Annotated in this window: 19 protein-coding genes and 1 pseudogene; 8 read left to right on the forward strand and 12 right to left on the reverse strand. The window is 73.8% G+C overall.

From position 1 onward, the window contains the following. From ACZ7LB_RS06615 to rdlA, 3 genes are all read right to left on the reverse strand, one after another. Positions 1-791: chaplin (locus ACZ7LB_RS06615; protein WP_471466054.1), on the reverse strand; the 791-nt coding region annotated here is incomplete at its 3' end. Positions 792-945: 154 nt separating this feature from the next. Continuing rightward, positions 946-1,173 carry a chaplin ChpD gene (chpD, locus tag ACZ7LB_RS06620; protein WP_471466055.1) on the reverse strand — a complete coding sequence of 76 codons (228 nt, stop codon included), beginning with the start codon at positions 1,171-1,173 and terminating at the stop codon, positions 946-948. Positions 1,174-1,461: 288 nt separating this feature from the next. Next, complete coding sequence (gene rdlA, locus ACZ7LB_RS06625) at positions 1,462-1,854, reverse strand: rodlin RdlA (RefSeq protein WP_471465712.1); 393 nt, start codon at positions 1,852-1,854, stop codon at positions 1,462-1,464. A 261-nt stretch (positions 1,855-2,115) separates the two neighbouring features. Here rdlA and rdlB point away from each other — a divergent pair, with 261 nt between their 5' ends. Beyond that, on the forward strand, positions 2,116-2,508 hold the full coding sequence (gene rdlB, locus ACZ7LB_RS06630) for a rodlin RdlB (RefSeq protein WP_161225866.1): 393 nt from the start codon (positions 2,116-2,118) through the stop codon (positions 2,506-2,508). A gap of 155 nt (positions 2,509-2,663) precedes the next feature. On the opposite strand, the gene mmsA is transcribed toward rdlB, so the two are convergent. Together mmsA and ACZ7LB_RS06640 are read right to left on the reverse strand one after the other, a co-directional pair. Then, positions 2,664-4,166 (reverse strand): CoA-acylating methylmalonate-semialdehyde dehydrogenase, encoded by a 1,503-nt coding sequence (mmsA, locus tag ACZ7LB_RS06635; protein ID WP_471465714.1) that lies wholly within the window; start codon positions 4,164-4,166, stop codon positions 2,664-2,666. 220 nt (positions 4,167-4,386) lie between these two features. Continuing rightward, positions 4,387-4,491: pseudogene (locus ACZ7LB_RS06640) on the reverse strand (5-deoxy-glucuronate isomerase); the annotation flags it as partial. Between the two features lie 613 nt (positions 4,492-5,104). On the opposite strand from ACZ7LB_RS06640, the gene ACZ7LB_RS06645 reads away from it, so the two are divergent. The 3 genes from ACZ7LB_RS06645 to ACZ7LB_RS06655 all read left to right on the forward strand — a co-directional run bounded on the left by ACZ7LB_RS06645 (position 5,105) and on the right by ACZ7LB_RS06655 (position 8,276). After that, on the forward strand, positions 5,105-5,305 hold the full coding sequence (locus tag ACZ7LB_RS06645; protein ID WP_161225864.1) for a helix-turn-helix transcriptional regulator: 201 nt from the start codon (positions 5,105-5,107) through the stop codon (positions 5,303-5,305). Between the two features lie 284 nt (positions 5,306-5,589). Next, complete coding sequence (locus tag ACZ7LB_RS06650) at positions 5,590-5,829, forward strand: heavy-metal-associated domain-containing protein (RefSeq protein WP_161225863.1); 240 nt, start codon at positions 5,590-5,592, stop codon at positions 5,827-5,829. A 131-nt stretch (positions 5,830-5,960) separates the two neighbouring features. Beyond that, a complete protein-coding gene (locus ACZ7LB_RS06655; protein ID WP_471465716.1) occupies positions 5,961-8,276 on the forward strand; it encodes a heavy metal translocating P-type ATPase in 2,316 nt (771 codons plus the stop codon). A gap of 741 nt (positions 8,277-9,017) precedes the next feature. Here the strand turns inward: ACZ7LB_RS06655 and ACZ7LB_RS06660 are convergent. Then, the gene (locus ACZ7LB_RS06660) at positions 9,018-10,307 is read right to left on the reverse strand and encodes a citrate synthase (RefSeq protein ID WP_161225861.1); all 1,290 of its coding nucleotides are present in this window, start codon (positions 10,305-10,307) and stop codon (positions 9,018-9,020) included. 263 nt (positions 10,308-10,570) lie between these two features. Continuing rightward, on the reverse strand, positions 10,571-12,820 hold the full coding sequence (gene recD2, locus ACZ7LB_RS06665; protein WP_471465718.1) for an SF1B family DNA helicase RecD2: 2,250 nt from the start codon (positions 12,818-12,820) through the stop codon (positions 10,571-10,573). Between the two features lie 277 nt (positions 12,821-13,097). Between recD2 and ACZ7LB_RS06670 the strand changes: the two genes are divergently transcribed. Both ACZ7LB_RS06670 and ACZ7LB_RS06675 read left to right on the forward strand, forming a co-directional pair. Then, on the forward strand, positions 13,098-14,093 hold the full coding sequence (locus ACZ7LB_RS06670) for a ribokinase (RefSeq protein WP_471465720.1): 996 nt from the start codon (positions 13,098-13,100) through the stop codon (positions 14,091-14,093). Between the two features lie 11 nt (positions 14,094-14,104). Next, entirely contained in the window at positions 14,105-14,902 is a 798-nt protein-coding gene (locus ACZ7LB_RS06675) for a sugar phosphate isomerase/epimerase family protein (RefSeq protein ID WP_471465722.1), read from the forward strand. On the opposite strand, the gene ACZ7LB_RS06680 is transcribed toward ACZ7LB_RS06675, so the two are convergent. Then, complete coding sequence (locus ACZ7LB_RS06680; protein WP_471465724.1) at positions 14,886-15,980, reverse strand: DUF2637 domain-containing protein; 1,095 nt, start codon at positions 15,978-15,980, stop codon at positions 14,886-14,888. The two genes, ACZ7LB_RS06675 and ACZ7LB_RS06680, sit on opposite strands and share 17 nt — an antisense overlap. Positions 15,981-16,155: 175 nt before the next feature. Then, the gene (locus tag ACZ7LB_RS06685; protein WP_471465725.1) at positions 16,156-17,199 is read right to left on the reverse strand and encodes an EamA family transporter; all 1,044 of its coding nucleotides are present in this window, start codon (positions 17,197-17,199) and stop codon (positions 16,156-16,158) included. 93 nt (positions 17,200-17,292) lie between these two features. Between ACZ7LB_RS06685 and ACZ7LB_RS06690 the strand changes: the two genes are divergently transcribed. Together ACZ7LB_RS06690 and ACZ7LB_RS06695 are read left to right on the forward strand one after the other, a co-directional pair. Beyond that, a complete protein-coding gene (locus ACZ7LB_RS06690) occupies positions 17,293-18,210 on the forward strand; it encodes a LysR family transcriptional regulator (protein WP_471465727.1) in 918 nt (305 codons plus the stop codon). 147 nt (positions 18,211-18,357) lie between these two features. Then, positions 18,358-20,202, forward strand: a complete 1,845-nt coding sequence (locus tag ACZ7LB_RS06695) for a glycoside hydrolase family 3 protein (RefSeq protein WP_471465728.1) — start codon at positions 18,358-18,360, stop codon at positions 20,200-20,202. A gap of 169 nt (positions 20,203-20,371) precedes the next feature. Here ACZ7LB_RS06695 and ACZ7LB_RS06700 read toward each other — a convergent pair whose 3' ends face one another. From ACZ7LB_RS06700 to ACZ7LB_RS06710, 3 genes are all read right to left on the reverse strand, one after another. Beyond that, positions 20,372-21,796, reverse strand: a complete 1,425-nt coding sequence (locus ACZ7LB_RS06700; RefSeq protein WP_471465730.1) for a S28 family serine protease — start codon at positions 21,794-21,796, stop codon at positions 20,372-20,374. Positions 21,797-21,872: 76 nt separating this feature from the next. Further along, a complete protein-coding gene (locus ACZ7LB_RS06705; protein ID WP_471466057.1) occupies positions 21,873-22,262 on the reverse strand; it encodes a hypothetical protein in 390 nt (129 codons plus the stop codon). A 95-nt stretch (positions 22,263-22,357) separates the two neighbouring features. Further along, positions 22,358-26,077, reverse strand: a complete 3,720-nt coding sequence (locus ACZ7LB_RS06710) for an ABC transporter ATP-binding protein (protein WP_471465731.1) — start codon at positions 26,075-26,077, stop codon at positions 22,358-22,360. Positions 26,078-26,109 lie beyond the last annotated feature (32 nt).

Consider the following 26,109-nt stretch of genomic DNA (forward strand, 5'->3'; position numbering starts at 1 on the left):
TACGAAGGAGGCTCCTCCTCACCGTAGGACGGAGGCTCCTCCTCACCGTAGGAAGGCGGCTCCTCGCCGTACGAGGACGGCTCCTTCTCCCCGTAGGACGGCGGCTCCTCCCCGTAGGAAGGCGGCTCCTCCTCACCGTACGAGGGCTTCTCCTTCTCTCCGTACGAGGGCTTGTCCTCGCCGTAGGAGGGCGGCTCCTCCTCCCCGTACGACGGCTTCTCCTCGCCGTACGACGGCTTCTCCTCGCCGTAACCGGACTCGTTCTCGCAGGAGTTGCCGAAGGCCGGGTTCAGCGCGGCGATCACGTCGACCGTGTTGCCGCAGACGTTCACCGGGACCTCGACCGGTACCTGAGCGGTGTTCCCGGAGGCGACCCCGGGCGACCCGGCGGCGGCGCCCTCGGCCGTTGCGCCGCCGCTTCGGTCGTCGTCACCGGCGGCGGCGGTCGCGCCCCGGTCGGCGGAGCCGCGGGCCCCCTCCTCGGAGCCCTCGTCGTCCGAACCGTAGCCCTCGCCCTCGGAGCCGTGCTCCTCGCCGTGGGCGGCGGAGCCCTTGTCCTCGGACCGCCCGTCGGAGACGTTGGCGCAGGCGTTGCCGAAGGCCGGGTTCAGCGCGGCGGCCACGTCGACCGTGTTGCCGCAGACGTTGACCGGGATGTGGACCGGCACCTGGATGGTGTTGCCGGACAGCACGCCCGGCGAGTTGATGGCCGCCCCCTCCGCACCGGAGTCGGCGAAGGCGGGGTTGCCGCACAGGGACAGGACAGTCGTCGCGGCGGCCGCCGCGATCATCCCCCTGCTCAGGGTTTGTCGCACTCTAGTTGTCTTCCTGCTTGATGAGGTGGGTGACGGGCAGGCTGCGAAAAGGGGAAAAGGCCGGCCCCTCACCAAGCGAGTTGGCCAGGGGCCGGCCGTGGTCCAGCCCGGCGGCCGGTGGGGAACGACGTCAGTCGTTCACGCACACGTTGCCGAAGGCCGGGTTGAGCAGACCGATCACGCTGATGCTGTTGCCGCACACGTTGATGGGAACGTGCACGGGAACCTGGATGACGTTGCCCGACAGAACACCCGGGGAACCGACGGCAGCACCTTCGGCACCCGCGTCGGCGAAGGCCGGGGTGGCCATGCCGAGGGCCATGATCGCGCCCGCGACGACAGCAGCGCTCTTCTTCATGAACTTTCCCTTCTCTGCGGTCATGCCTGATTGACGGCCGAAACCGCGCGAGCACAGCATTGACGGCTCGCACCATGACCAGCAGCCTGCAAACGAGGAATTGACGGCCGGAGAAACTCCGGAACGTGGGACGCCCCTGAATTCACTCGGATGCCTCATGAACCGGTATGACCGTACGACCAGAAGAGCGACGGGGGCGCCCCGCTCACCCAGCGGGGACCCGCCCCGGAGACGACCGGACGGCCCGCGCGGAAGTCAGCGGGCCGTCCGGACCGGTCCGGATACGGCTCAGGCCTGGCCGTTCGCCGACAGCACCGACAGGTCCTCGAGGATGTGCGACAGCGCACCGTCCCGCTTGGCCTGCGTGGAGTTGTCCGAGCACTGCTGGTTCAGGTCGTCCGACAGGAGGTTGACGTCCTGGATCGGGACCAGGTTGATGACGGCGGCGTTGACTTCCTCGACGCCCAGGCACGGCTTGTTCAGCGAGCCCTCGACCAGGGAGAGCTGGGGGCTCATGTCACCCTCGGTGGACGCGTTGCCGAACGACGACACGGCGCCGTTGCCGTTGGCCACGTTCGGTCCGCTGTCGTCCCCGATGGCGAACGCCTGGGGGGCGGCTGCCGCCGACATGCCGATCACAGAAGCGGCGGCCGCCGCGGCGACCATAGCCTTCTTGAGCACTTCGGTTCCTTTCCTCGTAGCGACGCACTGTCCTACGGCCAGATCAACAGGGCGCGGGGTGAATGGTTGCGGGCGTTCACCCGGTTGGCCCTGTACGGGCGCACAGAAATCCTGGAATTCCGGGGGAATCCGGGCACCCGCGGCGACCCGCACAGATTTCCCGTTGTCGACCGACGGAGTGAACGGGAGAAACCCGTACGGCCCCGCGGAGTTGACCAGGGGGCTCCGGTGGACGGGGTTTCTTCAGAAAGGACCGGCCAAATGATCAAGAAGGTTGTCGCCTACGCCGCGATCGCCGCCTCCGTCATGGGTGCCTCCGCTGCCGCGGCCCCGCAGGCTATGGCGATCGGCGACGACAGCGGCCCGAACGTGGCCAACGGCAACGCCGCGGCGCAGTACTTCGGCAACTCCGCGACGTACGGCAACATGAGCCCGCAGATGGCGCTCATCCAGGGCTCGTTCAACAAGCCCTGCATCGCGGTGAGCGACATCCCGGTCAGCGTCGTGGGACTGGTTCCGATCCAGGACATCCCGATCCTGTCGGACGACCTGAACCAGCAGTGCACCGAGAACTCCACGCAGGCCAAGCGCGACGGCGCGCTGGCGCACCTGCTGGAGGACGTCTCGATCCTGTCGACCAACGGCCAGGGCTGACGGACACCGCCGGGGGCGGTTCCGCCGGGATCTCCCGGCGGGGCCGCCCCTTCGCCGTGCCGGGGGATCCCGGCGGGCGGCCGGGGCCCGCGCGGGGCGCCCGGGCACGGCGGTGCCCCGCCGCGCTCGGGCGGGACGGGGCGCCGGGCGGCGCGTCAGTGGTTGCGGGGGAAGCCCAGGTCGACACCGGCCGGGGCGTCGGCCGGGTCCGGCCAGCGGGTGGTGACGACCTTCCCGCGGGTGTAGAAGTGCGTGCCGTCGTTGCCGTAGACGTGGTGGGCGCCGAACAGCGAGTCCTTCCAGCCGCCGAAGGAGTGGTAGCCCACCGGTACCGGGATCGGCACGTTCACCCCGACCATCCCGGCCTCCACCTCCAGCTGGAAGCGGCGGGCCGCGCCGCCGTCCCGGGTGAAGACCGCCGTGCCGTTGCCGTACGGCGAGGCGTTGATGAGCGCCAGCCCCTCCTCGTACGTCTCCGCGCGCAGCACGCACAGGACCGGGCCGAAGATCTCGTCCCGGTACGCGCTCGCGGTCGTCGGCACCCGGTCGAGCAGGGAGACGCCGATCCAGTGGCCGCCCTCGCGGCCCTCGACGGTGTGGCCGGTGCCGTCCAGGACGACCTCGCAGCCCTCGGCCGCCGCGCCCGCCACGTAGGAGGCGACCCGGTCGCGGTGGGCCCGGGTGATCAGCGGGCCCATCTCGGAGGCCGGGTCGTCGCCGGGGCCGATGACGATCTTCTCGGCGCGCTCGCGGATGCGCTCCACCAGTTCGTCCCCGACGGAGCCGACGGCGACGACCACCGAGACGGCCATGCAGCGCTCGCCCGCCGAGCCGTAGGCCGCCGAGACGGCGGCGTCCGCCGCCGCGTCCAGGTCGGCGTCCGGCAGCACCAGCATGTGGTTCTTGGCGCCGCCGAGGGCCTGCACCCGCTTGCCGTGGGCGGCGGCGGTGGTGTGGATGTGGCGGGCGACGGGGGTCGAGCCGACGAACGAGACGGCCCGCACGTCGGGGTGCTCCAGCAGGCGGTCCACGGCCGTCCGGTCGCCGTGGACGACGTTGAGGACGCCGTCCGGCAGCCCGGCCTCGCGGAGCAGCTCCGCGATCCGGTTGGCGGCCGACGGGTCCTTCTCGCTGGGCTTGAGGACGAAGGTGTTGCCGCAGGCGATGGCCAGCGGGAACATCCACATCGGCACCATGGCCGGGAAGTTGAACGGGGTGATGCCCGCGACGACGCCGAGCGGCTGCCGGATCGAGGCCACGTCGACGCGGCCGGCCACCTCGGTGGACACCTCGCCCTTGAGCTGGACGCCGATGCCGCAGGCCAGGTCGACGACCTCCAGGCCGCGCGCCACCTCGCCGAGCGCGTCGGAGTGCACCTTGCCGTGCTCGGCGGTGATCAGGGCGGCGATCTCGTCGCGGTGGGCGTCCAGCAGCGCGCGGAACCTGAAGAGGACGGCGGTCCGGCGGGCCAGCGAGGAGCCGCCCCAGGCCGGGAAGGCCGCCTTCGCGGCGGCGACCGCCGCGTCCACCTCGTCCACCGAGGCCAACGCGACCTCGGTGGTGACCTCACCGGTCGCCGGATCGGTCACCGGTCCGAATCTGCCCGAGGCGCCTTCGACGGTCCTGCCGCCGATCCAGTGGTTGACGATCTTCGTCATGACCGAGAACTCCTTCGCAGAGGGCGGCGACGGGACGGGACGTGCCGTTCGCACGGCTCACCCGCCGGGGCCGGCGGGCGCCGGGCCGCGGCGGGGGCCGGGGGTCCATCCCGGCAGCCGTCGGCCCCGGCGCGGGCCCGACACGGTGTCCGCGGTTCGGGCCGCCGCGTAGACAGGTGCGGGGGTGCCGGCCGTGCGTATCCGGTCGGGTCGGACCCGAGACCTCCGGCGCGGGGCCGGGGCGGGCGGGGAGTCGGCGCTCGCACTTCGCTCCTGCCAGGGCGAAGCGGCCTCCCGCACCGGAGGCGTTCCGGGTCCGGGCCTCGGCGCACCGGCGGACCGGCGGCGCCGCCGGGTCCCGTCGGGACGGCCCGGGACGACGGGTGGCGGAGGGGGCGGGGCGAGTGGCGCGCCCGCGGCGCGCGGCGGCACCGCGGCGTTCAGGTCGTGCGCCATCGCGTTCCCCTTCGTACCCGTCCTTGGGTCTTCCCCGGTTTCTAGCGGCGCTCACCTCCTCTGTCAACGTTTTGTCCGGACATTCGGACGACATGATGCCGCCATCCGCCGGACATGTCCGGGACATGTGCCGGAGGGTGCCGCCGGTCGGGGCGACGACCGGTGCCGGCGCGTCCGGCGCGGCGCCGGGGCGGTGCCGGGGCGGTGCGAGTACCGCCCGGTCGGGTGCCCGGGGGCGCCGGGTCAACCCGCCGCGCCCGGAAGGGAGCGTCCGGCTTTGCGGTACTCGTGTCACAAAGAACCCCTTTGCGTCACACATGTCACGTGCGCGCGGTTTCCGTGTCACACCCGGGAACCGTCCGCGCCGTCCGCGGTGCGCGGCGGCCCGCCCGGCACAGGCTTGGTGACCGCCAGCGCAGCGCCCGGCTCCCACCGGCGGCCGTCCCGGTCGCCGCCGCGGCGCGCGCGGGGAGGTGCGTCCCGTGACCGACCGACGGCTCTGGAGCTACAAGGACATCGCGGCCCACATCCGGGTGCAGCCGGACACCGTGCGCTCGTACCGCAAGCACGGGCTGCTGCCCGCGCCCGACCACGTGGAGGCCGGCAAGCCGTACTGGTACGCCGACACCGTGCGGGCCTGGGTGGCGGCGCGGCCGGGCAACCGGGGGCGGCGGACCGACTGAGGGCGGGGCGGGCGGAGCCGGGGCCGGGCGGGCCGGGGTCGAACGGGGCAGGCCGGGGCCGGGCGGGGCCGGGCCCGAGGGAGGCGGGGCCGGGCCGGGGCGGGAGTCCCGCGGGTCCGGGGGTCCGGGCCTCATCGGCGGCTCGCGGGGGACCCGTGAATCCGGGGGGTACGGCGGGCACGCATCCATACCCCCTAGGGGTACAGTGGAGATGTGCGGGCCCCCGCAGGACCCTCCTGCCCCAGGGGTACCCGTCCCGCACGCCACCGACGAGGAGCGACGACATGACCGCCCAGACCGACACCCCGGGCTCCATCACCACCGTCTACAAGGTGAGCGGCATGAGCTGCGGCCACTGCGAGGGCGCGGTGTCCGGTGAGATCTCGCAGATCACCGGCGTCGACTCGGTGAAGGCCGTCGCCGCCGCGGGCGAGGTCACCGTCGTCTCGCGGACCGCGCTCGACGACGAGTCCGTGCGCGCCGCCGTGGACGAGGCCGGCTTCGAGCTGGTCGGCCGGGCCTGAGCGGCGGGCACCGCACCTCCCGCACCCCTTGCACGTCCCGGGCGCACCGGCCCCTCGGCGCACCCGGCATTCCCCGCCGACCGGGCCGCGGACACCGCCCCCGGTCCGGTCGGCCGTCTGGAGCAGTGAGCATGACGACCACCACAGGTAAACCGGCCGGCCCCGCCACCCCCGGCACCGACCCGGCCGACGGGCCGGAGCGCGCCGAGGTCGAGCTGCGCATCGGGGGCATGACCTGCGCCTCCTGCGCGGCCCGGGTGGAGAAGAAGCTCAACCGCATGGACGGCGTCACCGCCACCGTGAACTACGCGACGGAGAAGGCCCGCGTCTCCTACCCGGCGTCGACCGGCGTCGACGACCTGATCGCCACCGTCGTCCGCACCGGGTACTCGGCCGAACCGCCGCCCGCGCCCGCTCCCCCGCCCGCCCCCTCCGCCGGGGACACCGACGGGGAGGCGTCCGGGCCCGGTGCCGGGTCCGGGGCCGGGGAGGCCGACCGCGAGCTGGCCGGCCTGCGTCAGCGGCTGACCGTCTCCGGGCTGCTGGCCCTGCCCGTCATCCTGCTGGCGATGGTCCCGCCGCTCCAGTTCGACAACTGGCAGTGGCTCTCGCTGACCCTGACCGCGCCCGTGGTCGTCTGGGGCGGACTGCCCTTCCACCGTGCCGCCTGGGCCAACGCCCGGCACGGCGCGGCCACCATGGACACGCTGATCTCGCTGGGCACCCTGGCGGCGTTCGGCTGGTCGCTGTGGGCGCTGTTCTTCGGGGACGCCGGGATGCCCGGCATGCGCCACGGCTTCGACCTCACCGTCTCCCGTACCGACGGCTCCTCCCTGATCTACCTGGAGGCCGCCGCCGGTGTCACCGCCTTCCTGCTGCTCGGCCGCTGGATGGAGGCCCGCTCCAAGCGCCGCGCCGGTGCCGCGCTGCGGGCGCTGATGGAACTGGGCGCCAAGGACGTGGCCGTCCTGCGGGACGGGCGGGAAGTGCGCGTCCCCGTCTCCGCGCTGGCCGTCGGCGACCGCTTCGTCGTCCGGCCCGGTGAGAAGATCGCCACCGACGGCACCGTCGTCGAGGGCCGCTCGGCCGTGGACTCCGCGCTGCTGACCGGCGAATCGGTGCCGGTGGACGTGGCCGTCGGGGACACCGTCACCGGCGCCACCGTCAACGCCGGGGGCCGGCTGGTCGTCGAGGCGACCCGGGTCGGCTCCGACACCCAGCTCGCCCGGATGGCGAAGCTGGTCGAGGACGCGCAGAGCGGCAAGGCCGAGGTGCAGCGGCTCGCCGACCGGATCTCCGGGATCTTCGTGCCCGTCGTGCTGCTCATCGCCGCCGGCACCTTCGGCACCTGGCTGGGCGTCACGGGCGACACCGCCGCCGCGTTCACCGCGGCCGTCGCCGTCCTGATCATCGCCTGCCCCTGCGCCCTGGGCCTCGCGACGCCCACGGCGCTGCTGGTCGGCACGGGGCGCGGCGCCCAGCTCGGCATCCTCATCAAGGGCCCCGAGGTGCTGGAGTCCACCCGCCGGGCCGACACCGTCGTCCTGGACAAGACCGGCACCGTCACCACCGGCCGGATGACCCTGCACGAGGTGTACGCCGCCGACGGCACCGACGAGCGCGAGGTGCTGCGGTTCGCGGGCGCCGTCGAGCACGCCTCCGAGCACCCGGTGGCCCGCGCGGTCGCCGCCGGCGCCGAGGAGCGGGTCGGCGCGCTGCCCGCCGTCGAGGACTTCGCCAACGTGCCCGGCCGGGGCGTGCGCGGGCGCGTGGAGGGTCACGAGGTGACCGTGGGACGGCTGCACGAGGCGGTGCCGCCCGAGGTGGCCCGCGCGGCGGACCGGGCCGAGCGGGACGGCCGTACGGCCGTCGTGGTCGGCTGGGACGGGGTGGCACGCGGTGTCGTGGCCGTCGCGGACGCCGTCAAGGAGACCAGCGCCGAGGCGGTGGCCGAACTGCGCCGCCTGGGCCTCACCCCGGTGCTGCTGACCGGTGACAACCGGCGCGTCGCCGAGGCGGTGGCGGCCGAGGTCGGCATCGACGAGGTGATCGCGGAGGTGCTGCCCGAGGAGAAGGTCGAGGTCGTGCGGCGACTGCGGGCCGAGGGGCGCACCGTCGCCATGGTCGGTGACGGGGTCAACGACGCCGCCGCGCTCGCCACCGCCGACCTGGGCCTGGCCATGGGCACCGGGACGGACGCCGCGATCGAGGCGAGCGACCTGACCCTGGTCCGGGGCGATCTGCGGGTGGCCGCCGACGCGATCCGGCTCTCCCGGCGGACCCTCGCCACGATCAAGGGCAACCTCGTCTGGGCCTTCGGCTACAACGTGGCCGCGCTGCCGCTGGCCGCGGCGGGGCTGCTGAACCCGATGATCGCCGGGGCGGCCATGGCGTTCTCGTCCGTCTTCGTGGTCACCAACAGCCTGCGGCTCCGCGCGTTCCGCTGAGACCGAGGCCGATCCGTGGCCTGGGACCCCTGGAGTCCGGAACCGACCTCACATAAGCTCTTCACAAGGCTCGCGCATCTTCCTTACGCTGGGCCCCGATCGACGTATTGGGGTCTTGCGAATTTAACGGACATATGCAAGAGACGCAGATCACAGTGATGCGAACGTAACCATCGAAGGGGTTCGAAGGTCTAAGTTGGCGATGTCGGGGAGCGTCTTGGGGGGCGCGAACCGGCATCTGGAGATGTCTTGGGGGACGTCTTCCAGAGTTGCGTTGCCGGGACACGTACACCGGGAAGCTTTGAGCGGCCCTCCCGGGTGCGCTGTCCCGGCAGACCGCACCATCGCCGTACGCGCGCAGCACACAAGAGTACGGCGGGTTCGCCCGCCGTACTCGACACAGCGATTCAGGCGCTGTCCTCACAGACGCCCGGCCGGATCCCGTGGGGGGAATCCGCACCGGGACATGGGAAGGCGCCCTGGTCGTCGGCCCGTGGGGGGACCGGCGCCGGGGCGCCTTCTGCTGTCCGCGTCCGGTACGCCCGCGCCCACCGTCGCGCCTCCGCCGCCCCGCGGACGCGCGACCGTCCCGCGACGTGCCGCCGCCGCGCGTCCCGCGCCCACCGCCCACCGCTCCGTTCCGGCCATCGCGCCCGCCCCCTGCCCCGTACACGACGAAAGGTCCCGTACCGCGCGGTGCGGTACGGGACCCCGGTTCGCCGGTGAGGTGAGCGGCGGGGCTCAGCGCTCCTCGACGGGGAGGAAGTCGCGCTCGACGACCCCCGTGTAGATCTGGCGCGGGCGGCCGATGCGGGAGCCCGGCTCCTTGATCATCTCGTGCCACTGGGCGATCCAGCCCGGCAGCCGGCCGAGGGCGAACAGGACCGTGAACATCTCGGTCGGGAAGCCCATGGCCCGGTAGATCAGGCCCGTGTAGAAGTCGACGTTCGGGTAGAGGCTGCGCGAGACGAAGTAGTCGTCGGAGAGCGCGTGCTCCTCCAGCTTCAGGGCGATGTCCAGCAGCTCGTCGGACTTGCCGAGGGCGGAGAGCACATCGTGGGCGGCGGCCTTGATGATCTTGGCGCGCGGGTCGAAGTTCTTGTAGACCCGGTGGCCGAAGCCCATCAGCCGGACGCCGTCCTCCTTGTTCTTCACCTTGCGGATGAAGGAGTCGACGTCGCCGCCCGCGTCGCGGATGCCCTCCAGCATCTCCAGCACCGACTGGTTGGCGCCGCCGTGCAGCGGGCCCCACAGCGCGTTGATGCCGGCGGAGATCGAGGCGAACATGTTCGCCTGGGAGGAGCCCACCAGACGGACCGTGGAGGTCGAGCAGTTCTGCTCGTGGTCCGCGTGCAGGATGAGCAGCTTGTCCAGCGCCGCGACGACGATCGGGTCGGGCTCGTACTCCTGCGCCGGCACCGAGAACGTCATGCGCAGGAAGTTCTCGACGTAGCCGAGGTCGTTGCGCGGGTAGACGAACGGGTGGCCGATCGACTTCTTGTAGGCGTAGGCCGCGATCGTCGGAAGCTTGGCGAGCAGCCGGATGGTGGAGAGGTTGCGCTGGCGCTCGTCGAACGGGTTGTGGCTGTCCTGGTAGAACGTGGACAGGGCGGAGACGACCGACGACAGCATCGCCATCGGGTGGGCGTCGCGCGGGAAGCCCGTGTAGAAGTTCTTGACGTCCTCGTGCAGCAGGGTGTGCTGCGTGATCTCGCCCTTGAACGCGGCGAGCTCGTCGACGGTCGGCAGCTCACCGTTGATCAGCAGGTAGGCGACCTCCACGAAGGAGGAGCGCTCGGCGAGCTGCTCGATCGGGTAGCCGCGGTAGCGGAGGATGCCGCCCTCGCCGTCCAGGTACGTAATCGCGGATTTGTAGGCGGCGGTGTTCCCGTATCCGCTGTCCAGCGTCACCAGACCGGTCTGGGCGCGGAGCTTCCCGATGTCGAAGCCCTTGTCGCCGACGGTGCTGTCGATCACCGGGTAGGTGTACTCGTCGTCGCCGTACCGCAGTACTACAGAGTTGTCGCTCACGTCTTCCCTCACCGACGTAGTGCCTCATCTTCGAGGTGCCCTGACTGTCTCTACCATCCCCCACTTGGCTCAGGAGAGTGCACTCGGGGTCGACCATAGGGCCTATTGGCGGCACTGAGTGCCGCCAACTTGCCCATCCTGCCCGTTCCTTCCTGCTTCTGGAAGGGCACTGTGACCTTTACGACTCATTTGATCGATCATTTCCCCCCGAACGATGCGACGGAGGTCGCGGAGGGCGGTGCGGCGGCCGGTCGCGGACCGGTTCAGTGGCCGCGGAGCCGGAAGTCCAGCGCCGTGCAGCGGCGGCCCGCGGAGACCGTGCGCACCGCCTGTCCGAGGGCGCGCCGCGAGCCGACCAGGACCACCAGCCGCTTGGCCCGGGTGACCGCCGTGTACAGCAGGTTCCGCTGGAGCATCATCCAGGCGCCGGTGGTCACGGGGATGACCACCGCCGGGTACTCGCTGCCCTGGGAGCGGTGGATGGTGACCGCGTAGGCGTGGGCCAGTTCGTCCAGTTCGTCGAAGTCGTACGGCACCTCCTCGTCCTCGTCGGTGCGGACGGTGAGGCGCTGCTCGACCGGGTCGAGGGAGGTGACGACGCCGACGGTGCCGTTGAAGACGCCGTTCTCACCCTTGTCGTAGTTGTTGCGGATCTGGGTCACCTTGTCGCCGACCCGGAACACCCGCCCGCCGAACCGCTTCTCGGGCAGGTCGGGGCGGCCCGGGGTGACCGCCTGCTGGAGCAGGCCGTTCAGCGTGCCGGCCCCGGCCGGGCCCCGGTGCATGGGCGCGAGCACCTGGATGTCGCGCCGGGGGTCGAGCCCGAACCTGGCCGGAATGCGACGGGCCACCACGTCCACGGTGAGCCGCCCGGCCTCCTCCGTGTCGTCCTCGACGAAGAGGAAGAAGTCCTTCATGCCGTCGGTGAGCGGATGCTGTCCCGCGTTGATCCGGTGGGCGTTGGTCACCACCCCGGACTGCTGGGCCTGGCGGAACACCCGGGTGAGCCGGACCGCCGGGACGGGGCCGCCCTCGGCCAGCAGGTCCCGGAGCACCTCGCCCGCCCCGACGCTGGGGAGTTGGTCGACGTCCCCGACGAAGAGGAGATGGGCGCCCGGGGGCACCGCTTTGACCAGCTTGTTGGCGAGCAGCAGGTCGAGCATGGACGCCTCGTCGACGACCACGAGGTCGGCGTCGAGCGGCCGGTCCCGGTCGTAGGCGGCGTCACCGCCCGGCTTCAGCTCCAGCAGCCGGTGCACGGTGGACGCCTCGGCCCCGGTCAGCTCCGCGAGCCGCTTGGCGGCACGGCCGGTCGGTGCGGCGAGCACGACCTTGGCCCTCCTGGCGCGGGCCAGCTCCACGATCGAGCGCACCGTGAAGGACTTGCCGCAGCCGGGACCGCCGGTGAGGACGGCGACCTTCCGGGTCAGCGCCAGCCGTACGGCGGCCTCCTGCTCGGGGGCGAGATCGGTGCCGGTACGGACCTTCAGCCAGGCGAGCGCCTTGTCCCAGTCCACGTCGCGGAAGGCGGGCAGCCGGTCCTCCTCGGTCCGCAGCAGCCGGGTGAGCTGGGCGGACAGGGAGAGTTCGGCGCGGTGGAAGGGGACGAGGTAGACGGCGGTGACCGGGTCCCCGCCGTCCGGGCCGGGCACCCGCTCCCGCACCGCCCCGGGATCCTCCCCCTCCGGGGCGGCGGCCAGGTCGGCCAGGCACTCGATGACCAGGCCGGTGTCCACCTGGAGCAGCTTCACCGCGTCCGAGATCAGCCGTTCCTCGGGGAGGTAGCAGTGGCCCTGGTCGGTGGCCTGCGAGAGCGCGTACTGGAGCCCGGCCCGCACCCGGTCCGGGCTGTCGTGCGGGATGCCGACGGACCGGGCGATCCGGTCGGCGGTGAGGAAGCCGATGCCCCAGACGTCGGCGGCGAGGCGGTAGGGCTGGTCCCGGACCACGGAGATGGAGGCGTCCCCGTACTTCTTGTAGATCCGCACCGCGATCGACGTCGACACCTCGACGGTCTGGAGGAACAGCATCACCTCCTTGATCGCCTTCTGCTCCTCCCACGCCTCCGCGATCCGCCTCGTCCGCTTGGGGCCGAGCCCGGGGACCTCGATGAGCCGCTTGGGCTCCTCCTCGATCACGGTGAGCGTGTCCACCCCGAAGTGCTGGGTGATGCGGTCCGCGAAGACCGGCCCGATGCCCTTGACCAGACCGGAGCCGAGGTAGCGGCGGATGCCCTGGACGGTGGCCGGCAGGACGGTCGTGTAGTTCTCCACGTGGAACTGCTTGCCGTATTGCGGGTGCGAGCCCCAGCGGCCCTCCATCCGCAGGGACTCCCCCACCTGAGCCCCGAGCAGCGCCCCGACGACCGTGAGCAGGTCGCCCGCGCCCCGGCCGGTGTCCACCCGGGCGACGGTGTAGCCGTTCTCCTCGTTGGCGTAGGTGACGCGCTCCAGGACGCCTTCGAGGACGGCGAGCCGGCGCTCGCCCGGGGCCGCTGCGGGCTGGTTGGACATGGCCCGACGGTACCGGTGGCCGGTGACATCACGGGCGGGGACCGGTGCTTTCCCCGCCCGGAGGCGGCGGGGCCCGGACGTCGGCGGGGAGGGCGGTCGGAAAATGCGTGAACACTTCGGGCCGAAGTGTTCACGCGTCACGAGAGGGTCCCGGGGGACCGGAGGTCCCCCGGGCCGCGCGTTCCCCCGGATCGGCGGGCCCGGACGGGGCAGGATCGCGGTGGGCGGGAGGCGCGCGGCCGGACCGCGCGGGGACCGCGGGGACGAGGAGGGGCTCATGTACGACTACGACCTGCTGGTCGTGGGGTCGGCCAACGCCGATCTGGTGATCGGCGTCGAACGGCGGCCGGGCGCCGGGGAGACGGTGCTCGGCTCCGACCTGGCGGTCCACCCGGGCGGCAAGGGCGCCAACCAGGCCGTGGCCGCCGCCCGGCTCGGCGCGCGCACCGCGCTGCTGGCCCGGGTGGGCGACGACGGCCACGGGCGGCTGCTGCTCGGCTCCCTGCGGGCGGCCGGGGTGGACACGTCCGGGGTGCTGACGGGCGGGGCGCCGACCGGTGTCGCGCTGATCACCGTCGATCCGTCCGGGGACAACAGCATCGTGGTGTCGCCGGGCGCCAACGGGCGGCTGGCCCCCGAGGACGTCCGGGCCGCCGGGGGCCTCCTGCGGGCCTCCCGGGTGGTGTCGGCGCAGCTGGAGATCCCGCCGGAGACCGTCGCGGAGGTGGTCCGGGGGCTGGCGCCGGGCGGCCGCTTCGTGCTGAACCCGTCGCCGCCCCGGCCGCTGCCGCCGGAGGTCCTGGCGGCCTGCGACCCACTGGTCGTCAACGAGCACGAGGCGCGGGTCCTCCTCGGCGCGGGCCGGGCGGGCGGCGGGCCGCAGGAGTGGGCCCGGGGCCTGCTGGCCACGGGGCCGCGCTCGGTGGTCGTCACGCTCGGGGCCGAGGGCGCGCTGACGGCGTCGGCGGCCGGGGAGGTGCACCGGATCCCCGCCGTGCGGGTGGACGCGGTGGACACCACCGGCGCGGGCGACGCGTTCACGGCGGCGCTGGCCTGGCGGCTCGGCGCCGGCGACCCGCTCCCCGTCGCGGCGGCCCACGCGGCCCGGGTCGGGGCGGTCGCCGTCACCCGCGCGGGCGCGCAGGCGTCCTACCCGACGGCGGCCGAACTGGGGCCGGACGGGGCGGCGCGCCCCGGTGAGCCGCCCCGTCCGGTGGCGGCTCACCGGGGCGCCCTGAGTGGCGTACGGAGTGAGCGGGCGTACGGCGGGTAGGGTCCCCCGGCATGAAGCTGGCGTTCTCCACCCTCGGACTGCCCGGACTGCCGCTCACCGATGTGCTGTCGCTCGCGACGGCCCACGGGTACCACGGCGTCGAACTGCGCGCCCACCCCGAGGAGCCGGTCCACCCCGGCCTCACCCCCGGCGAACGGGCCGGCGTGGTGGCCGCGTTCGGTGCGGCGGGCCTGGAGGTGCCCGGTCTGACGGGGTACGCGCGGGTCGCCGCGCCGGGCGCCGACGGTGCCGTGATCGACGAGGTCCGCGCCCTGGTCGACCTGGCCCACGACCTGGGCGCCCCGTACGTCCGGGTGCTGCCCGGCGGGGCCGGTCTGCCGCCCGGGGAGGCGGACGCGACGGCCGCCCGGCGGCTGGGCACCGCCGCCGGGCACGCCACCGACGCGGGGGTGCGCATCCTGCTGGAGACCCATGACTCGCACCCCACCGGCGCCGACGCGATGCGCGTCCTGGGGCTGGTCGGGCACCGGCAGGTCGGCGCGCTGTGGGACGTGATGCACACCTGGCTGGGCGGTGAGCAGCCGGTCGAGTCCTTCGCGGCCCTCTCCCCGTACCTCGGCTACGTGCGGGTCAAGGACATCGCCTCCGCCGAGGACACGGCCCCGCTGCCGCTCGGGGCGGGGGTGCTGCCGCTGGCCGAGTGCGTGGAGGTGCTGTCCCGTCAGGAGTGGGACGGCTGGCTGTGCTGGGAGTACGAGAAGCGGTGGTACGGGTCGGCGGCCCCGCTGTCCGGTCTGCTGGACGGGGGCCGCCGTCATCTGGCCCGGCTGCTCACCGAGTCGGCCTGAGGGAGCCGGAGCCTCGGGGCTGCGGGAACGGGCCGGTCGGGCGGGGGGTGCGCAGCGGGCGGGTGTCGCTGATCGCGTAGGTGAGGGAGGCCGCCCCCGGGTTCCGCCGGTCCGGCCCGCCGCCGGACCCGCCGGACCCCGCGGACCCGCCGGCACCCGGCCGGCCGATCCGGGTGCCGCCGGTCGTCCTCGGTGCCGGGCCGGGGGGCTGCGGGCGCGCCGCGCGGACCCGGTGGCGGCGCTTGGGGCGGCGGGGCGGGCGGGTCAGCGTGATCTGCCGGACCAGTTGCTGGAAGCAGGTCAGGGAGGCGAGGCCGGGCAGGGCGGCGGCGGTGACGTCCATGACGGTGGTGGGCGTCTGGGCGGCCACGCACAGGAACATCGCGATCAGCGAGAAGGCCAGCACCGCGCACCACGAGTGCACGGCCCGCCGGTGGTGCAGCGCCGCCCGCAGCACGGAGAGCGAGGCCGCCAGCCAGGGCCCGTAGACCAGCAGCGGCCACCAGGAGACGGCGTCGGTCTGGAGCCGGGTCAGGGCGATGAAGCGGAGGGGGCCGTAGGCGACGAGTCCCCCGAAGAGGCTCACCGCCGAGGTGATGACGGCGATGGCGGCGGCGATGAGATAGCTGGCCGCGTCCCGCCCCCGGGGGCGGCGGCGCTCCCGGACCTTGCGGTGTCCGCTGCTCCGGGCGGCGCCGCGGGCGGTTCCGGCGCGCAGGCGGGGCAGGCTGGCGGTGATCTCCTGGAGGTTCTCCAGCGGGGTGCCGCGACGCGGCGGCGGGGGCGCCGGGGCGGGCGGGGGCTCCGGGTGGGGGGCGGCCTTCGGGGCCCGCTCCCCCATGGCGTCCTGGAGCATGAACGCCAGTTCCTCCGCCGGGTCCCAGGACAGGCCCGGGTCCAGTGGCGGACCGAAGTCGCCGGCGGGGGCGCGATGGCGGCCGGGACCGGTGTCGGGGGCGTACGGGCGGGCGTAGGGGCTGGAGTAGGGGTCGGGCTGGGGGCGGGTGTACGGGCCCGGATACGGCTCGGGGTGGGAGGCGTGGAAGCCGGGGCCGTAGTCCGGTTCTTCGCTGTGCACGAGCTCGTCACTCGGCTTGCGAGGAGACGGACCGTTCCCTGTCGGTGGCCCGCGCGCGGGCTGGCTCGCCCTGCCGCTCTCCCCCTGTGTGTGTGGTCATGCTCCCCCTAACGCCGGGCCGCCTCATACGGATGCGCGGCAAAAGAGTGAACGTTTTATGCACACTAGTAGGTTGTTATATGCGTGATTCACCTATATCGGTCATGTCCGACGAGTGTGCGGACGGGGGCGCGGGCGACCCGGCCGGTCCGGGCCGCGGGGCCGCAGCGGACGGCGCCGCCGCGGGCTGCGGGGCCACGGCGGGCTGCGGGGCCGGTCCGGACCGCGGGGCCGCGCCGGATGGCGCCGCCGCGCGTCCGCCGCGCCGCCCGGGGACCACCGACGTCAGCGCCACGCCGCCCACCAGCAGGGCCGCGGCGCACCACCGCAGCGGCGTCACCGCCTCGTCGAGGAACACGGCCGCCGAGAGCATGCCGAAGACGGGGACGAGCAGCGAGAACGGCGCGACCGTGGAGGCGGGGTGACGGCGCAGCAGCCAGCCCCAGGCGCCGAAGCCGAGGACGGTGGCGCCCCAGGCCACGTAGAGCAGCGCGCCGACACCCGCCGGATCCAGGGCGCGCAGGGCCGCGAGGTCCTCGGCGGGGCCCTCGGCCAGCAGCGAGAGGACCAGCAGCGGCAGCACGGGGACGGTGGAGACCCACACCATGAAGTTCAGCGCGTCGGGTGGCGCGGCCCGGCGGGTGAGGACGTTGGACACCCCCCAGGCGGCCGCCGCCGCGACCACCATCAGGAAGCCGCCCAGGGGACCCGAGGCGCCCTCGTCGACCGCCGCCACCCCGATCCCGGCCAGTGCGACCACCATGCCCGCCGCCCGCACCGGGGAGGGCCGCTCGCCCAGGAACCCGGCGGCGAACACCGCCGTGAACACGGCCTGCACCTGGAGCACCAGCGAGGACAGCCCGGCCGGCATACCCATGTCCATGCCGACGAACAGCAGGCCGAACTTGGCCACCCCCAGCGCCAGCCCCACCCCCGCGATCCACTTCCACGCCACCCTCGGGCGGCCCACCAGGAACACCGCGGGGACGGCCGCCACCAGGAAGCGCAGCGCGGAGAAGAGCAGCGGGGGGAAGTGGTCGAGGCCGATCTCGATGACGGTGAAGTTCACGCCCCAGAGGACGGCGACGAGCACGCCGAGGAGCAGGTGGGAGGGTCGCATACGTCGAGGATCACCGCCCCGACCGTGAAGCACCAGCGAAGATTGCTGCATGGTTGGATGAAGCGGCGCTAACCGGTGGCGAGGAGGAACGGCATGCTCGATCTGCAACGGCTGCGCGCCCTGCACGCGGTGTCCGTGCACGGCAGCGTCGGCGCCGCGGCCGCCGCGCTGGGCTTCACCCCGTCCGCCGTCTCCCAGCAGATCGCCAAGCTGGAGCGGGAGACCCGGACCGTCCTGCTGGAGCGGGAGGGCCGCGGGGTCCGGCTCACCGACGAGGCGTGGCGGCTGGCCCGCACGGCGCGCGAACTGCTGGCCATCGTGGAGCGCGCCGAGACCGAGTTGGAGGCGGGCCGCGGGGTGCCGGAGGGGCGGCTGGCCGTCGCCGCGTTCCCGTCGGCGGCGCGCGGGCTGATGCCGGGGGTGCTGGCCGAGCTGGCGGCCCGTCATCCGGCGCTGGACACCCGGCTCACCGAGGTCGACCCCCACCTCTCGGTGGACCTGGTGGCGAAGGGCGCCGTCGACCTGGTCGTGGCGCACGGCTGGGACATCGCCCCGCTGCCCGCCCCGGCCGGGGTGGAACAGGCGTGGATCGGCGACGACCTCTGCGACCTCCTGGTCCCCGAGGGGCACCGCTTCGCGGGACGGGGCCCGGTGCGGCGGGAGGAACTGGCCGGGGAGCGGTGGATCTGCCAGCCGCCCGGCCGGGTGTGCCACGACTGGCTGGTGCGGACCCTGCGGGAGGCCGGGTGCGAGCCGGACATCGTCCACCGGGCGGACGAGAACCCGACCCTGGTCGCGCTGGTCGCCGCCGGGCTGGGGATCGCCCTCATCCCCCGGCTGGGCCGGGGCCCGCTGCCCGCCGGGGTGGTGGAGGTGCCGCTCGACCCGATGCCCCAGCGGCACCTGTACGCCCTCTGGCGCGAGGGCGCCGCCCGCCGTCCGGCCATCGCGGAGACCGTCCGCACCCTGCGCGCCCACTGGCCCCGCGCGGCCGGCCGCCCCGCCGGCTGAGCGGGCGCGCCGGGCCGTCCGGAGGCCCGCGCCGCGCGCCGTGCGGTCCCTTGACTGGCGAAAACTTCCCGGATATTGGTGACACCTCGGCAGTTTCCTTCAGCAGCTCCAGCGATTCCCCCACGGATCACTCCGGAAGGAGCGCACGTGCACCACAGCAGCACGGCCGGCCCGGGAAGCACCGCCCCGCCCTCCAGACGCACCGTCCTCGCCGCCACCGCGGGCGCCGCCGCGGTCCTCGCCGCCGGCGGCACCGCCCACGCCGGGCCCCGGCGCCCCGACGACCGGGCGCTGCGCGCGCTCGTCTCCCGCATGACGCCGGAGGAGAAGGTCGGCCAGCTCTTCGTGACGCGGGTCTACGGCCACTCCGCCACCGCCCCCGACCAGGCCGACATCGACGCCAACCTCAGGGAGACCGGCGTCCGCACCGCCGCCGAACTGATCGCCAGGTACCGGGTCGGCGGCATCATCTACTTCGCCTGGGCGCACAACACCCGCGACCCGCACCAGACCGCCGACCTGTCCAACGGGATCCAGCGGGCCTCGCTCGGCCTGCCGCGCGGTCTGCCGGTGCTGATCTCCACCGACCAGGAACACGGGATCGTGGCCCGCGTGGGACGGCCCGCCACGCTCTTCCCCGGCGCCATGGCCGTCGGCGCCGGGGGCTCGCGGTCCGACGCCCGTACCCTCGGCCGGCTCGCCGGTGCCGAGCTGCGCGCGCTGGGCATCCGCCAGGACTACGCCCCGGTCGCCGACGTGAACGTCAACCCGGCCAACCCCGTCATCGGCGTCCGCTCCCTCGGCTCCGACCCGGAGGCCGTCTCCGGCCTGGTGGCCGCCGAGGTGAGGGGCTACCAGGGCTCCGGCGTCGCCGCCTGCGCCAAGCACTTCCCCGGGCACGGGGACACCGCCACCGACAGCCACACCGGCTTCCCCGTCATCACCCACAGCCGCGAGGAGTGGGAGCGGCTGGACGCGCCGCCGTTCCGCGCGGCCGTCGCGGCCGGCATCGGCTCCGTCATGACGGCCCATCTGATGGTCCCGGCGCTCGACGGCTCCGGCGACCCGGCCACCCTCTCCCACCCCATCCTCACCGGCATCCTGCGCGGGGAACTGGGCTACGACGGTGTCGTCGTCACCGACTCCCTCGGCATGGAGGGCGTACGGACCAAGTACGGCGACCGGCGGGTGCCCGTGCTGGCCCTGAAGGCGGGCGTCGACCAGCTCCTCAACCCGCCGGACCTGGACCTCGCCTGGAACGCGGTGCTCCAGGCGGTGCACGACGGCGAACTGACGGAGGAACGGCTCGACGAATCGATCCTGCGCATCCTGCGGCTCAAGGCCGGGCTCGGCCTCTTCGACGACCCGTACACCAGCGACCGCGAGGTGGACCGTGTCGTGGGCACCCGCGCGCACCTGGCGGCGGCCGACCGGATCGCGGAGCGGACCACCACGCTGCTCGTCAACGAGCGGGGCCTGCTGCCGCTGTCCCGCCGCGAGCACCGGCGGCTGCTCGTCGTCGGCGCCGATCCGGCCTCCCCGTCGGGCACCACCGGCCCGCCCACCGCCGTCCTCGCCGGGGCGCTGGCGGACCTCGGGTTCACCACCACCGCTTTGTCCACCGGCACCGCCCCCACCACCGCCCTCGTCGAGCGGGCGGCCGCGGCGGCGGGCGACGCGGACGCGGTGGTCGTCACCACCTACAACGTCACCGCGGGCAGCGCCCAGCGGACCCTGGTCGAGCGGCTTCTCGCCACCGGGCGGCCGGTGATCGCGGTCGCCGTCCGCAACCCCTACGACGTGGCCCATCTGCCGGGCGTTCCGGCCGTGCTGGCCGCCTACTCCTGGACGGACGTCGAGGTCCGGGCGGCGGCCCGGGTGATCGCCGGGCGGGTCCGGCCGCGCGGGCGGCTGCCCGTGCCGGTGGTGCGGGCGGACGATCCGTCGGCGGTGCTCCTCCCCGTCGGACACGGCCTGTCCTACCGGGGATAGCCTCCGGCGGCCGCGGCGCGGACCGGACGCGGAGCCGGGCGGCCGGGAGCGGCGCCCGGACCGGCCGGACGCGGAGGACCGGACGGCCGTCGCGGCCTTCCCGCGCCGGCCGTCGCGGGCCGTGCCCGGCCGGCGCGGCAAGGCCGCGGCGGCCGGGCACGGCGGGCCGCTACAGGCGCGGCCCCGGTCCGCGCCGCGGGTCGGGCCGGTCCAGCTTCGCGTCGAAGGACGCCAGCGGCCTCGCGGCCGACGGGTCGGCCCGGACGGCGGCGGGGGCGACACCCGCCCAGTCCAGGATCCGCGCGGTGGCGAGCGTCCGCTCGTCCGGCGTCAGTCCCGCGACCCGGGCGCCGTGGTTCATGCCGGGCGCGGTCATGACGTACGCGTCGCGCGCCCCGGCGCCGAGGCGGAACGGCTCGGCGCCCCAGGGGTCGTTCTCGCCGTACACGAACAGCATCCCCCGGGCGTGGTGCCGGACCCAGGTGTCGACGTCCCGCATCGCCGACGGCTGGAACCGCATCGGGATCGACCGGGGCACGAAGGTGCGCGGCGGCTGGTAGCCGTAGCGCACGTACCTCTTCTCGATGTGCGGGAAGCGGATCGTCGGCGACCCGAGTTGGGTGCCCGCCTGGTAGTAGTACGGCGTGTAGGTGGCGAGGCTCTGGTCGGTGTAGGCGGAGAAGCCGGAGACCGCGTCGAGGGTCGCCCAGATCTCGTCGTCGCCGGCGGTGCGGGCGTCGGCCGGGACGGCGGCGCAGTCCTGCGGGGTGCTGTACTGCCAGAAGCTCCAGACGTAGTCCAGGACGACGGCCTCGTAGGAGCGGTCCAGGCTGCCGGTGGTCCCGAAGGTGTACCCCTTCGCGGCGGCCACCTCGGCGTACTTCTTCTCCAGCGGCGCCCTGCGCACCAGCGCCTCGCGCTGCACGGCGTTCAGCCGGTCGCGGCACTCCACGGTGCCGACCCGGGCGAGGAAGCGGTCGTAGGCCGAGTCCTCCCTGTTCACCACGTCGTTGGGGGCGACGTAGGCGACGACGCCGTCCATGTCCCCGGGGTGGAAGCGCTCGTAGTAGGTCGCGGTCATGCCGCCCTTGGAGCCGCCGGTGGCGATCCAGTTGCGGGGGTAGAGCGGTTTCAGGGCGGCGAACACGCGGTGCTGGTCGTCGGCGGCCTGCCGGATGTCCAGCGTGGTCCAGTCGGCCGGCGAGGGCCGGGACGGGGTGAAGAAGCGGTACTCCAGGGAGATCTGGTTGCCGTCCACGATCTGCGCCGGCTCGCTGCGGCGGGGCGCGGTGGAGACGTCGTAGCCGCTGGTGTAGAAGACCGTCGGGCGGGCGGTGTCCTTGTGCAGCACGGTGATCCGCTGCTGGAAGGTGCCCCGGGACGGGTTCCGGTGGTCGACGGGCTGGGTGTAGTTCAGTACGAAGAAGCGGTAGCCCGGGTAGGGCTTCTCCTCGATCAGGCTCATGCCCGGTACGGCGAGGAGCCGGTCCTTGATGTCGGTGGCCTCCGGCTCGGCGGCGGTCGCCGCCCCCGCCGTGCCGACGGTGCCCATGAGCATCGCCAGGGCCAGCAGCCATCTGAGCGCCTTGCGCATGCATCCTCCTGTGTAGGGATGTGCGCCGGAAGCTATCGGAGCCGGGTGCCCCCGCACCAGGGAGACCGGCGGCGGTTCAGCACAGGATCCAGCCGGAATCGACCGATCCCGCGCCGACGCTCCCCCTCAGCCGCACGCAGCGCTGCCCCGCGTGCACGGTCACCGGCCCGGCCCGGTGTGCGTACCGTCCCGCGTCGACCACGGGGCGCCCGCCGCGCGCCTGCACGCCGACCGTCATCCACCGCGCCGCCCCGGGCCGCTTCGGGACGGTGAAGGCGCACACATAGCCGCCGCGCCGGTGCACCACGACCGTTCCGGTGCCGAACGGCAGGGTGCGGACCGTGCGCCCCGCGCAGACCGCCCCCCGTGCCCGCGCCTCCCCCGGCGCGGCGACGGTGAGCAGCCCGGCCGCCGTCAGCACCGCCGTGCCGAACACCAGCAGCCCGCGTATGCCGGTCCCTCCCACCACGACCGCCCCTCCGTACGCGCGACGACGTTCCCCGGCGTACGCCTGTACGGACGCGCGGCCCGGCCGCATGGTTGCCCCCGGTCCCCCGGGGGCTACCGGACCGCGCCGACCGTCTCCCCCGGTCCGGACGCTCCGGTGAAGGTCCGCCACAGCCGGGCGTACCGTCCGTCGAGGGCGAGCAGCTCGTCGTGGGTGCCGTCCTCGGCGACCCGCCCGCGGTCCATCACGACGACCCGGTCGGCGCGGGCCGCGGTGGTCAGCCGGTGGGCGACGACCAGGGTGGTGCGGCGGCCCGCGAGCCGGTCGGTGGCCTGGTTGACCTGGGCCTCGGTGGCCAGGTCGAGGGCGGCCGTCGCCTCGTCCAGGAGCAGCACGTCCGGGTCGACCAGCTCGGCGCGGGCCAGCGCGATGAGCTGCCGCTGCCCGGCGGACAGGTTGCGTCCGCGTTCGGCGACCTCGTGCAGGTAGCCGCCCTCCAGGGTGGCGATCATCTCGTGCGCGCCGACCGCCCGGGCCGCCGCCTCCACCTCGGCGTCGGTTGCCTCGGGACGGCCGTAGGCGATGGCGTCGCGCAGCGTGCCCGGGAAGAGGTAGGCCTCCTGCGGGACGACGCCCAGCCGGTGCCGGTAGGCGGTCAGGTCGAGGGTGCGCAGGTCCCGGCCGTCGGCGGTGACCCGGCCGCCGGTCGGGTCGTAGAACCGGGCGACCAGCTTGACCAGGGTCGACTTGCCCGCGCCGGTCTCCCCGACGAACGCCACGGTCTGCCCGGCCGGTATGCGCAGGTCGACCCCGCTGAGGGCCTCCTCCTCGTCGCCGTAGCTGAAGCTCACGTTCTCGAAGGCGATGTCCCCGCGCAGCTCCGGCACGCCGAGCGGCTTCCCGGGGACCCGGGTGGAGGCCGGTTCGCGCAGGAGTTCCTGGATGCGGCCCAGCGAGACGGAGGCCTGCTGGTAGCCGTCGAAGACCTGGGAGAGCTGCTGGACCGGCGCGAAGAACAGGTCGATGTAGAGCAGGTACGCCACCAGCGCGCCGGTCGTCAGCGTCGCGTCGTCGATCCGCCGGGCGCCCACGATCAGCACGGCCGCCGCCGCGGCCGACGCCAGGAGCTGCACGAACGGGAAATAGACCGAGATGAGCCACTGGCCGCGGATACGGGCCCGGCGGTAGCCGTCGCTGCGCTCGGTGAAGCGGTCCGCACCGTCCCGCTCGCGCCGGAAGGCCTGCACGATCCGCAGCCCGGCCACCGACTCCTGGAGGTCGGCGTTGACCACCGAGACCCGCTCCCGGGCCAGCTCGTACGCCTTCACGCTGGCCCGGCGGAAGTAGTACGTGGCGACGATCAGCGGCGGCAGGGTCACGAAGACCACCAGGGCGAGCTGCACGTCGATGACCAGCAGCGCGACCAGGATGCCGAAGAAGGTGACCACCGAGACGAAGGCCGTGACCAGGCCCGTCTGGAGGAACGTCGACAGGGCGTCCACGTCCGTCGTCATCCGGGTCATGATGCGGCCGGTCAGCTCGCGCTCGTAGTAGTCCAGGCCGAGCCGCTGGAGCTGCGCGAAGATCTTCAGGCGCAGGGCGTACAGGATGCGTTCGCCGGTGCGGCCGGTCATCCGGATCTCGCCGGTCTGCGCGACCCACTGGGCGAGCACGGCGAACAGGGCCAGCAGCGAGGCGGCCCAGACCGCGCCGAGCGCGAGCCGGCTGACGCCCTGGTCGATGCCGTGCCGGATCAGCACCGGCAGCAGCAGCCCGGCGCCCGCGTCGACGGCGACCAGGGCGAGGCTGATCAGCAGGGGGGCGCCGAAGCCGCGCAGCAGGCGCCGCAGTCCGTAGGAGATCTCCGGCCGCACCGCCTGCGCCTCGTCCACCTCGGGGGTGTCGTCCGCCGGGGGCAGGGCCTCCACCTGGGCGAGCAGCGCGGGCGTGGCCGGGGTGCCGGCGAGGGCCGGGTCCCTGGGCTGCCGTTCACCGGTCCACAGCCGGGGGGTGACCCCGCGCTCGGCGTCGAACTCCGCCTCCAGTTCGTCCCTCACCGAGGTGTCCTCGGTGGGCGCGGCGGGCCGGGGGTGGCCGGGCGACACGGCGCCCAGTTCCTCGGGGTCGGTGAGCAGCCGCCGGTAGAGCGCGGAGTGCTCCTGGAGTTCCTCGTGGGTGCCGAGGGCCGCGAGACGGCCCCGGTCGAGGACGGCGATGCGGTCCGCGAGGTTCAGGGTGGAGCGGCGGTGCGCGATGAGCAGGGTGGTGCGGTCCCGCATGACCTCGCGGAGCACCTCGTGGATCTCGTGCTCGACCCGGGCGTCCACGGCGGAGGTGGCGTCGTCGAGGACCAGCAGCCTGGGGTCGGTGAGCAGGGCGCGGGCAAGCGCGACCCGCTGGCGCTGGCCGCCGGAGAGGGTGAGCCCGTGCTCTCCGACCCGGGTGTCGTAGCCCTGGGGCAGTTCGCTGATGAAGCCGTGGGCCCGGGCGGCCCGCGCGGCGGCCTCGATCTCCTCGTCGCCCGCCCCGGGGCGGCCGTAGGCGATGTTGCTGCGCACGGTGTCGGAGAAGAGGAAGGAGTCCTCGGGCACCAGGCCGATCGCGGCGCGCAGCGAGTCCTGGGTCAGTTCGCGCACGTCGTGGCCGCCGATGAGCACCGCGCCCCGGTTGACGTCGTAGAAGCGCGGCAGGAGCAGGGAGACCGTGGACTTGCCGGAGCCGGAGGCGCCGACGACGGCGAGGGTCTCACCGGCCCGGATCTCCAGGGACAGGCCGTCCAGGACGGGCCGGTCGGGGGAGTAGCCGAAGGACACGTCGTCGAACTCGACGGTGGCGGGGGCGTCGCCGGGGAGGTCCTTGGCGCCGTCCTCGATCGACGGCTCGGTGTCGATCAGTTCCAGGACGCGTTCGGTGCCGGCGCGGGCCTGCTGGCCGACGGTGAGGACCATGGCGAGCATCCGCACCGGGCCGACCAGTTGCGCGAGGTAGGTGGAGAAGGCGACGAAGGTGCCGAGGGTGATGTGTCCGCGCACCGCGAGCCAGCCGCCGAGGGCGAGCATGGCGACCTGGCCGAGGGCCGGCACGGCCTGGAGGGCCGGGGTGTAGGTGGCGTTCAGCCGGATGGTGCGCAGCCGTCCGGCGAAGAGCCTGCGGCCCACCTCGCGGAGCTTGCCCGTCTCCTGGTCCTCCTGCCCGAAGCCCTTCACCACGCGCACGCCGCTGACGGAGCCGTCCACGACGCCCGCGACGGCCGCCGCCTGGGCCTGCGCGTACCAGGTGGCGGGGTGCAGACGGGTGCGGCTGCGGCGGGCGATGATCCAGAGGGCGGGGGCGACGGCGAGGGCGACGAGGGTCAGCACCGGCGACAGCCAGGCCATGATGACCAGGGATATCAGGAAGAGCAGGATGTTCCCGATGGTCATGGGCAGCATGAACAGCAGGCTCTGGATGAGCTGGAGGTCACTGGTGGCCCGCCCGACGACCTGCCCCGTGGAGAGTTCGTCCTGCCGTCGCCCGTCGAGGCGGGTGATCGTGCCGTACATCTCGGTGCGCAGGTCGTGCTGGACGTCCAGGGCGAGCCGTCCGCCGTAGTAGCGGCGGACGTACGTCAGGACGTAGACGACGAGCGCGGCGCCGATGAGGAGACCTGCCCAGACGGACATGTCCCGGGTCCTGGCGTCGATCACGTCGTCGATGATGACCTTGGTGATCAGCGGGACCAGCGCCATGACGGCCATGCCGGCCAGGGAGGACCCGAGCGCGAGGACGACGTCCCTGGGGTGCCGCCATGCGTAGGCGGCCAGTCGTCGTGCCCAGCCCCGTTGCGCTTCCACGCCGTGCCCTCCGGTCGGTCGTCCTGTCCCGC

The sequence above is a fragment of the Streptomyces sp. NPDC107521 genome (assembly GCF_055598485.1).

Coding starts and splice junctions, on each gene's coding strand:
- chpD (WP_471466055.1), bottom strand. CDS start 1,173: ATGAAGAAGAGCGCTGCTGTCGTCGCGGGCGCGATCATGGCCCTCGGC.
- rdlB (WP_161225866.1), top strand. CDS start 2,116: ATGATCAAGAAGGTTGTCGCCTACGCCGCGATCGCCGCCTCCGTCATG.
- mmsA (WP_471465714.1), bottom strand. CDS start 4,166: ATGACGAAGATCGTCAACCACTGGATCGGCGGCAGGACCGTCGAAGGC.
- ACZ7LB_RS06650 (WP_161225863.1), top strand. CDS start 5,590: ATGACCGCCCAGACCGACACCCCGGGCTCCATCACCACCGTCTACAAG.
- ACZ7LB_RS06655 (WP_471465716.1), top strand. CDS start 5,961: ATGACGACCACCACAGGTAAACCGGCCGGCCCCGCCACCCCCGGCACC.
- recD2 (WP_471465718.1), bottom strand. CDS start 12,820: ATGTCCAACCAGCCCGCAGCGGCCCCGGGCGAGCGCCGGCTCGCCGTC.
- ACZ7LB_RS06670 (WP_471465720.1), top strand. CDS start 13,098: ATGTACGACTACGACCTGCTGGTCGTGGGGTCGGCCAACGCCGATCTG.
- ACZ7LB_RS06675 (WP_471465722.1), top strand. CDS start 14,105: ATGAAGCTGGCGTTCTCCACCCTCGGACTGCCCGGACTGCCGCTCACC.
- ACZ7LB_RS06685 (WP_471465725.1), bottom strand. CDS start 17,199: ATGCGACCCTCCCACCTGCTCCTCGGCGTGCTCGTCGCCGTCCTCTGG.
- ACZ7LB_RS06690 (WP_471465727.1), top strand. CDS start 17,293: ATGCTCGATCTGCAACGGCTGCGCGCCCTGCACGCGGTGTCCGTGCAC.
- ACZ7LB_RS06700 (WP_471465730.1), bottom strand. CDS start 21,796: ATGCGCAAGGCGCTCAGATGGCTGCTGGCCCTGGCGATGCTCATGGGC.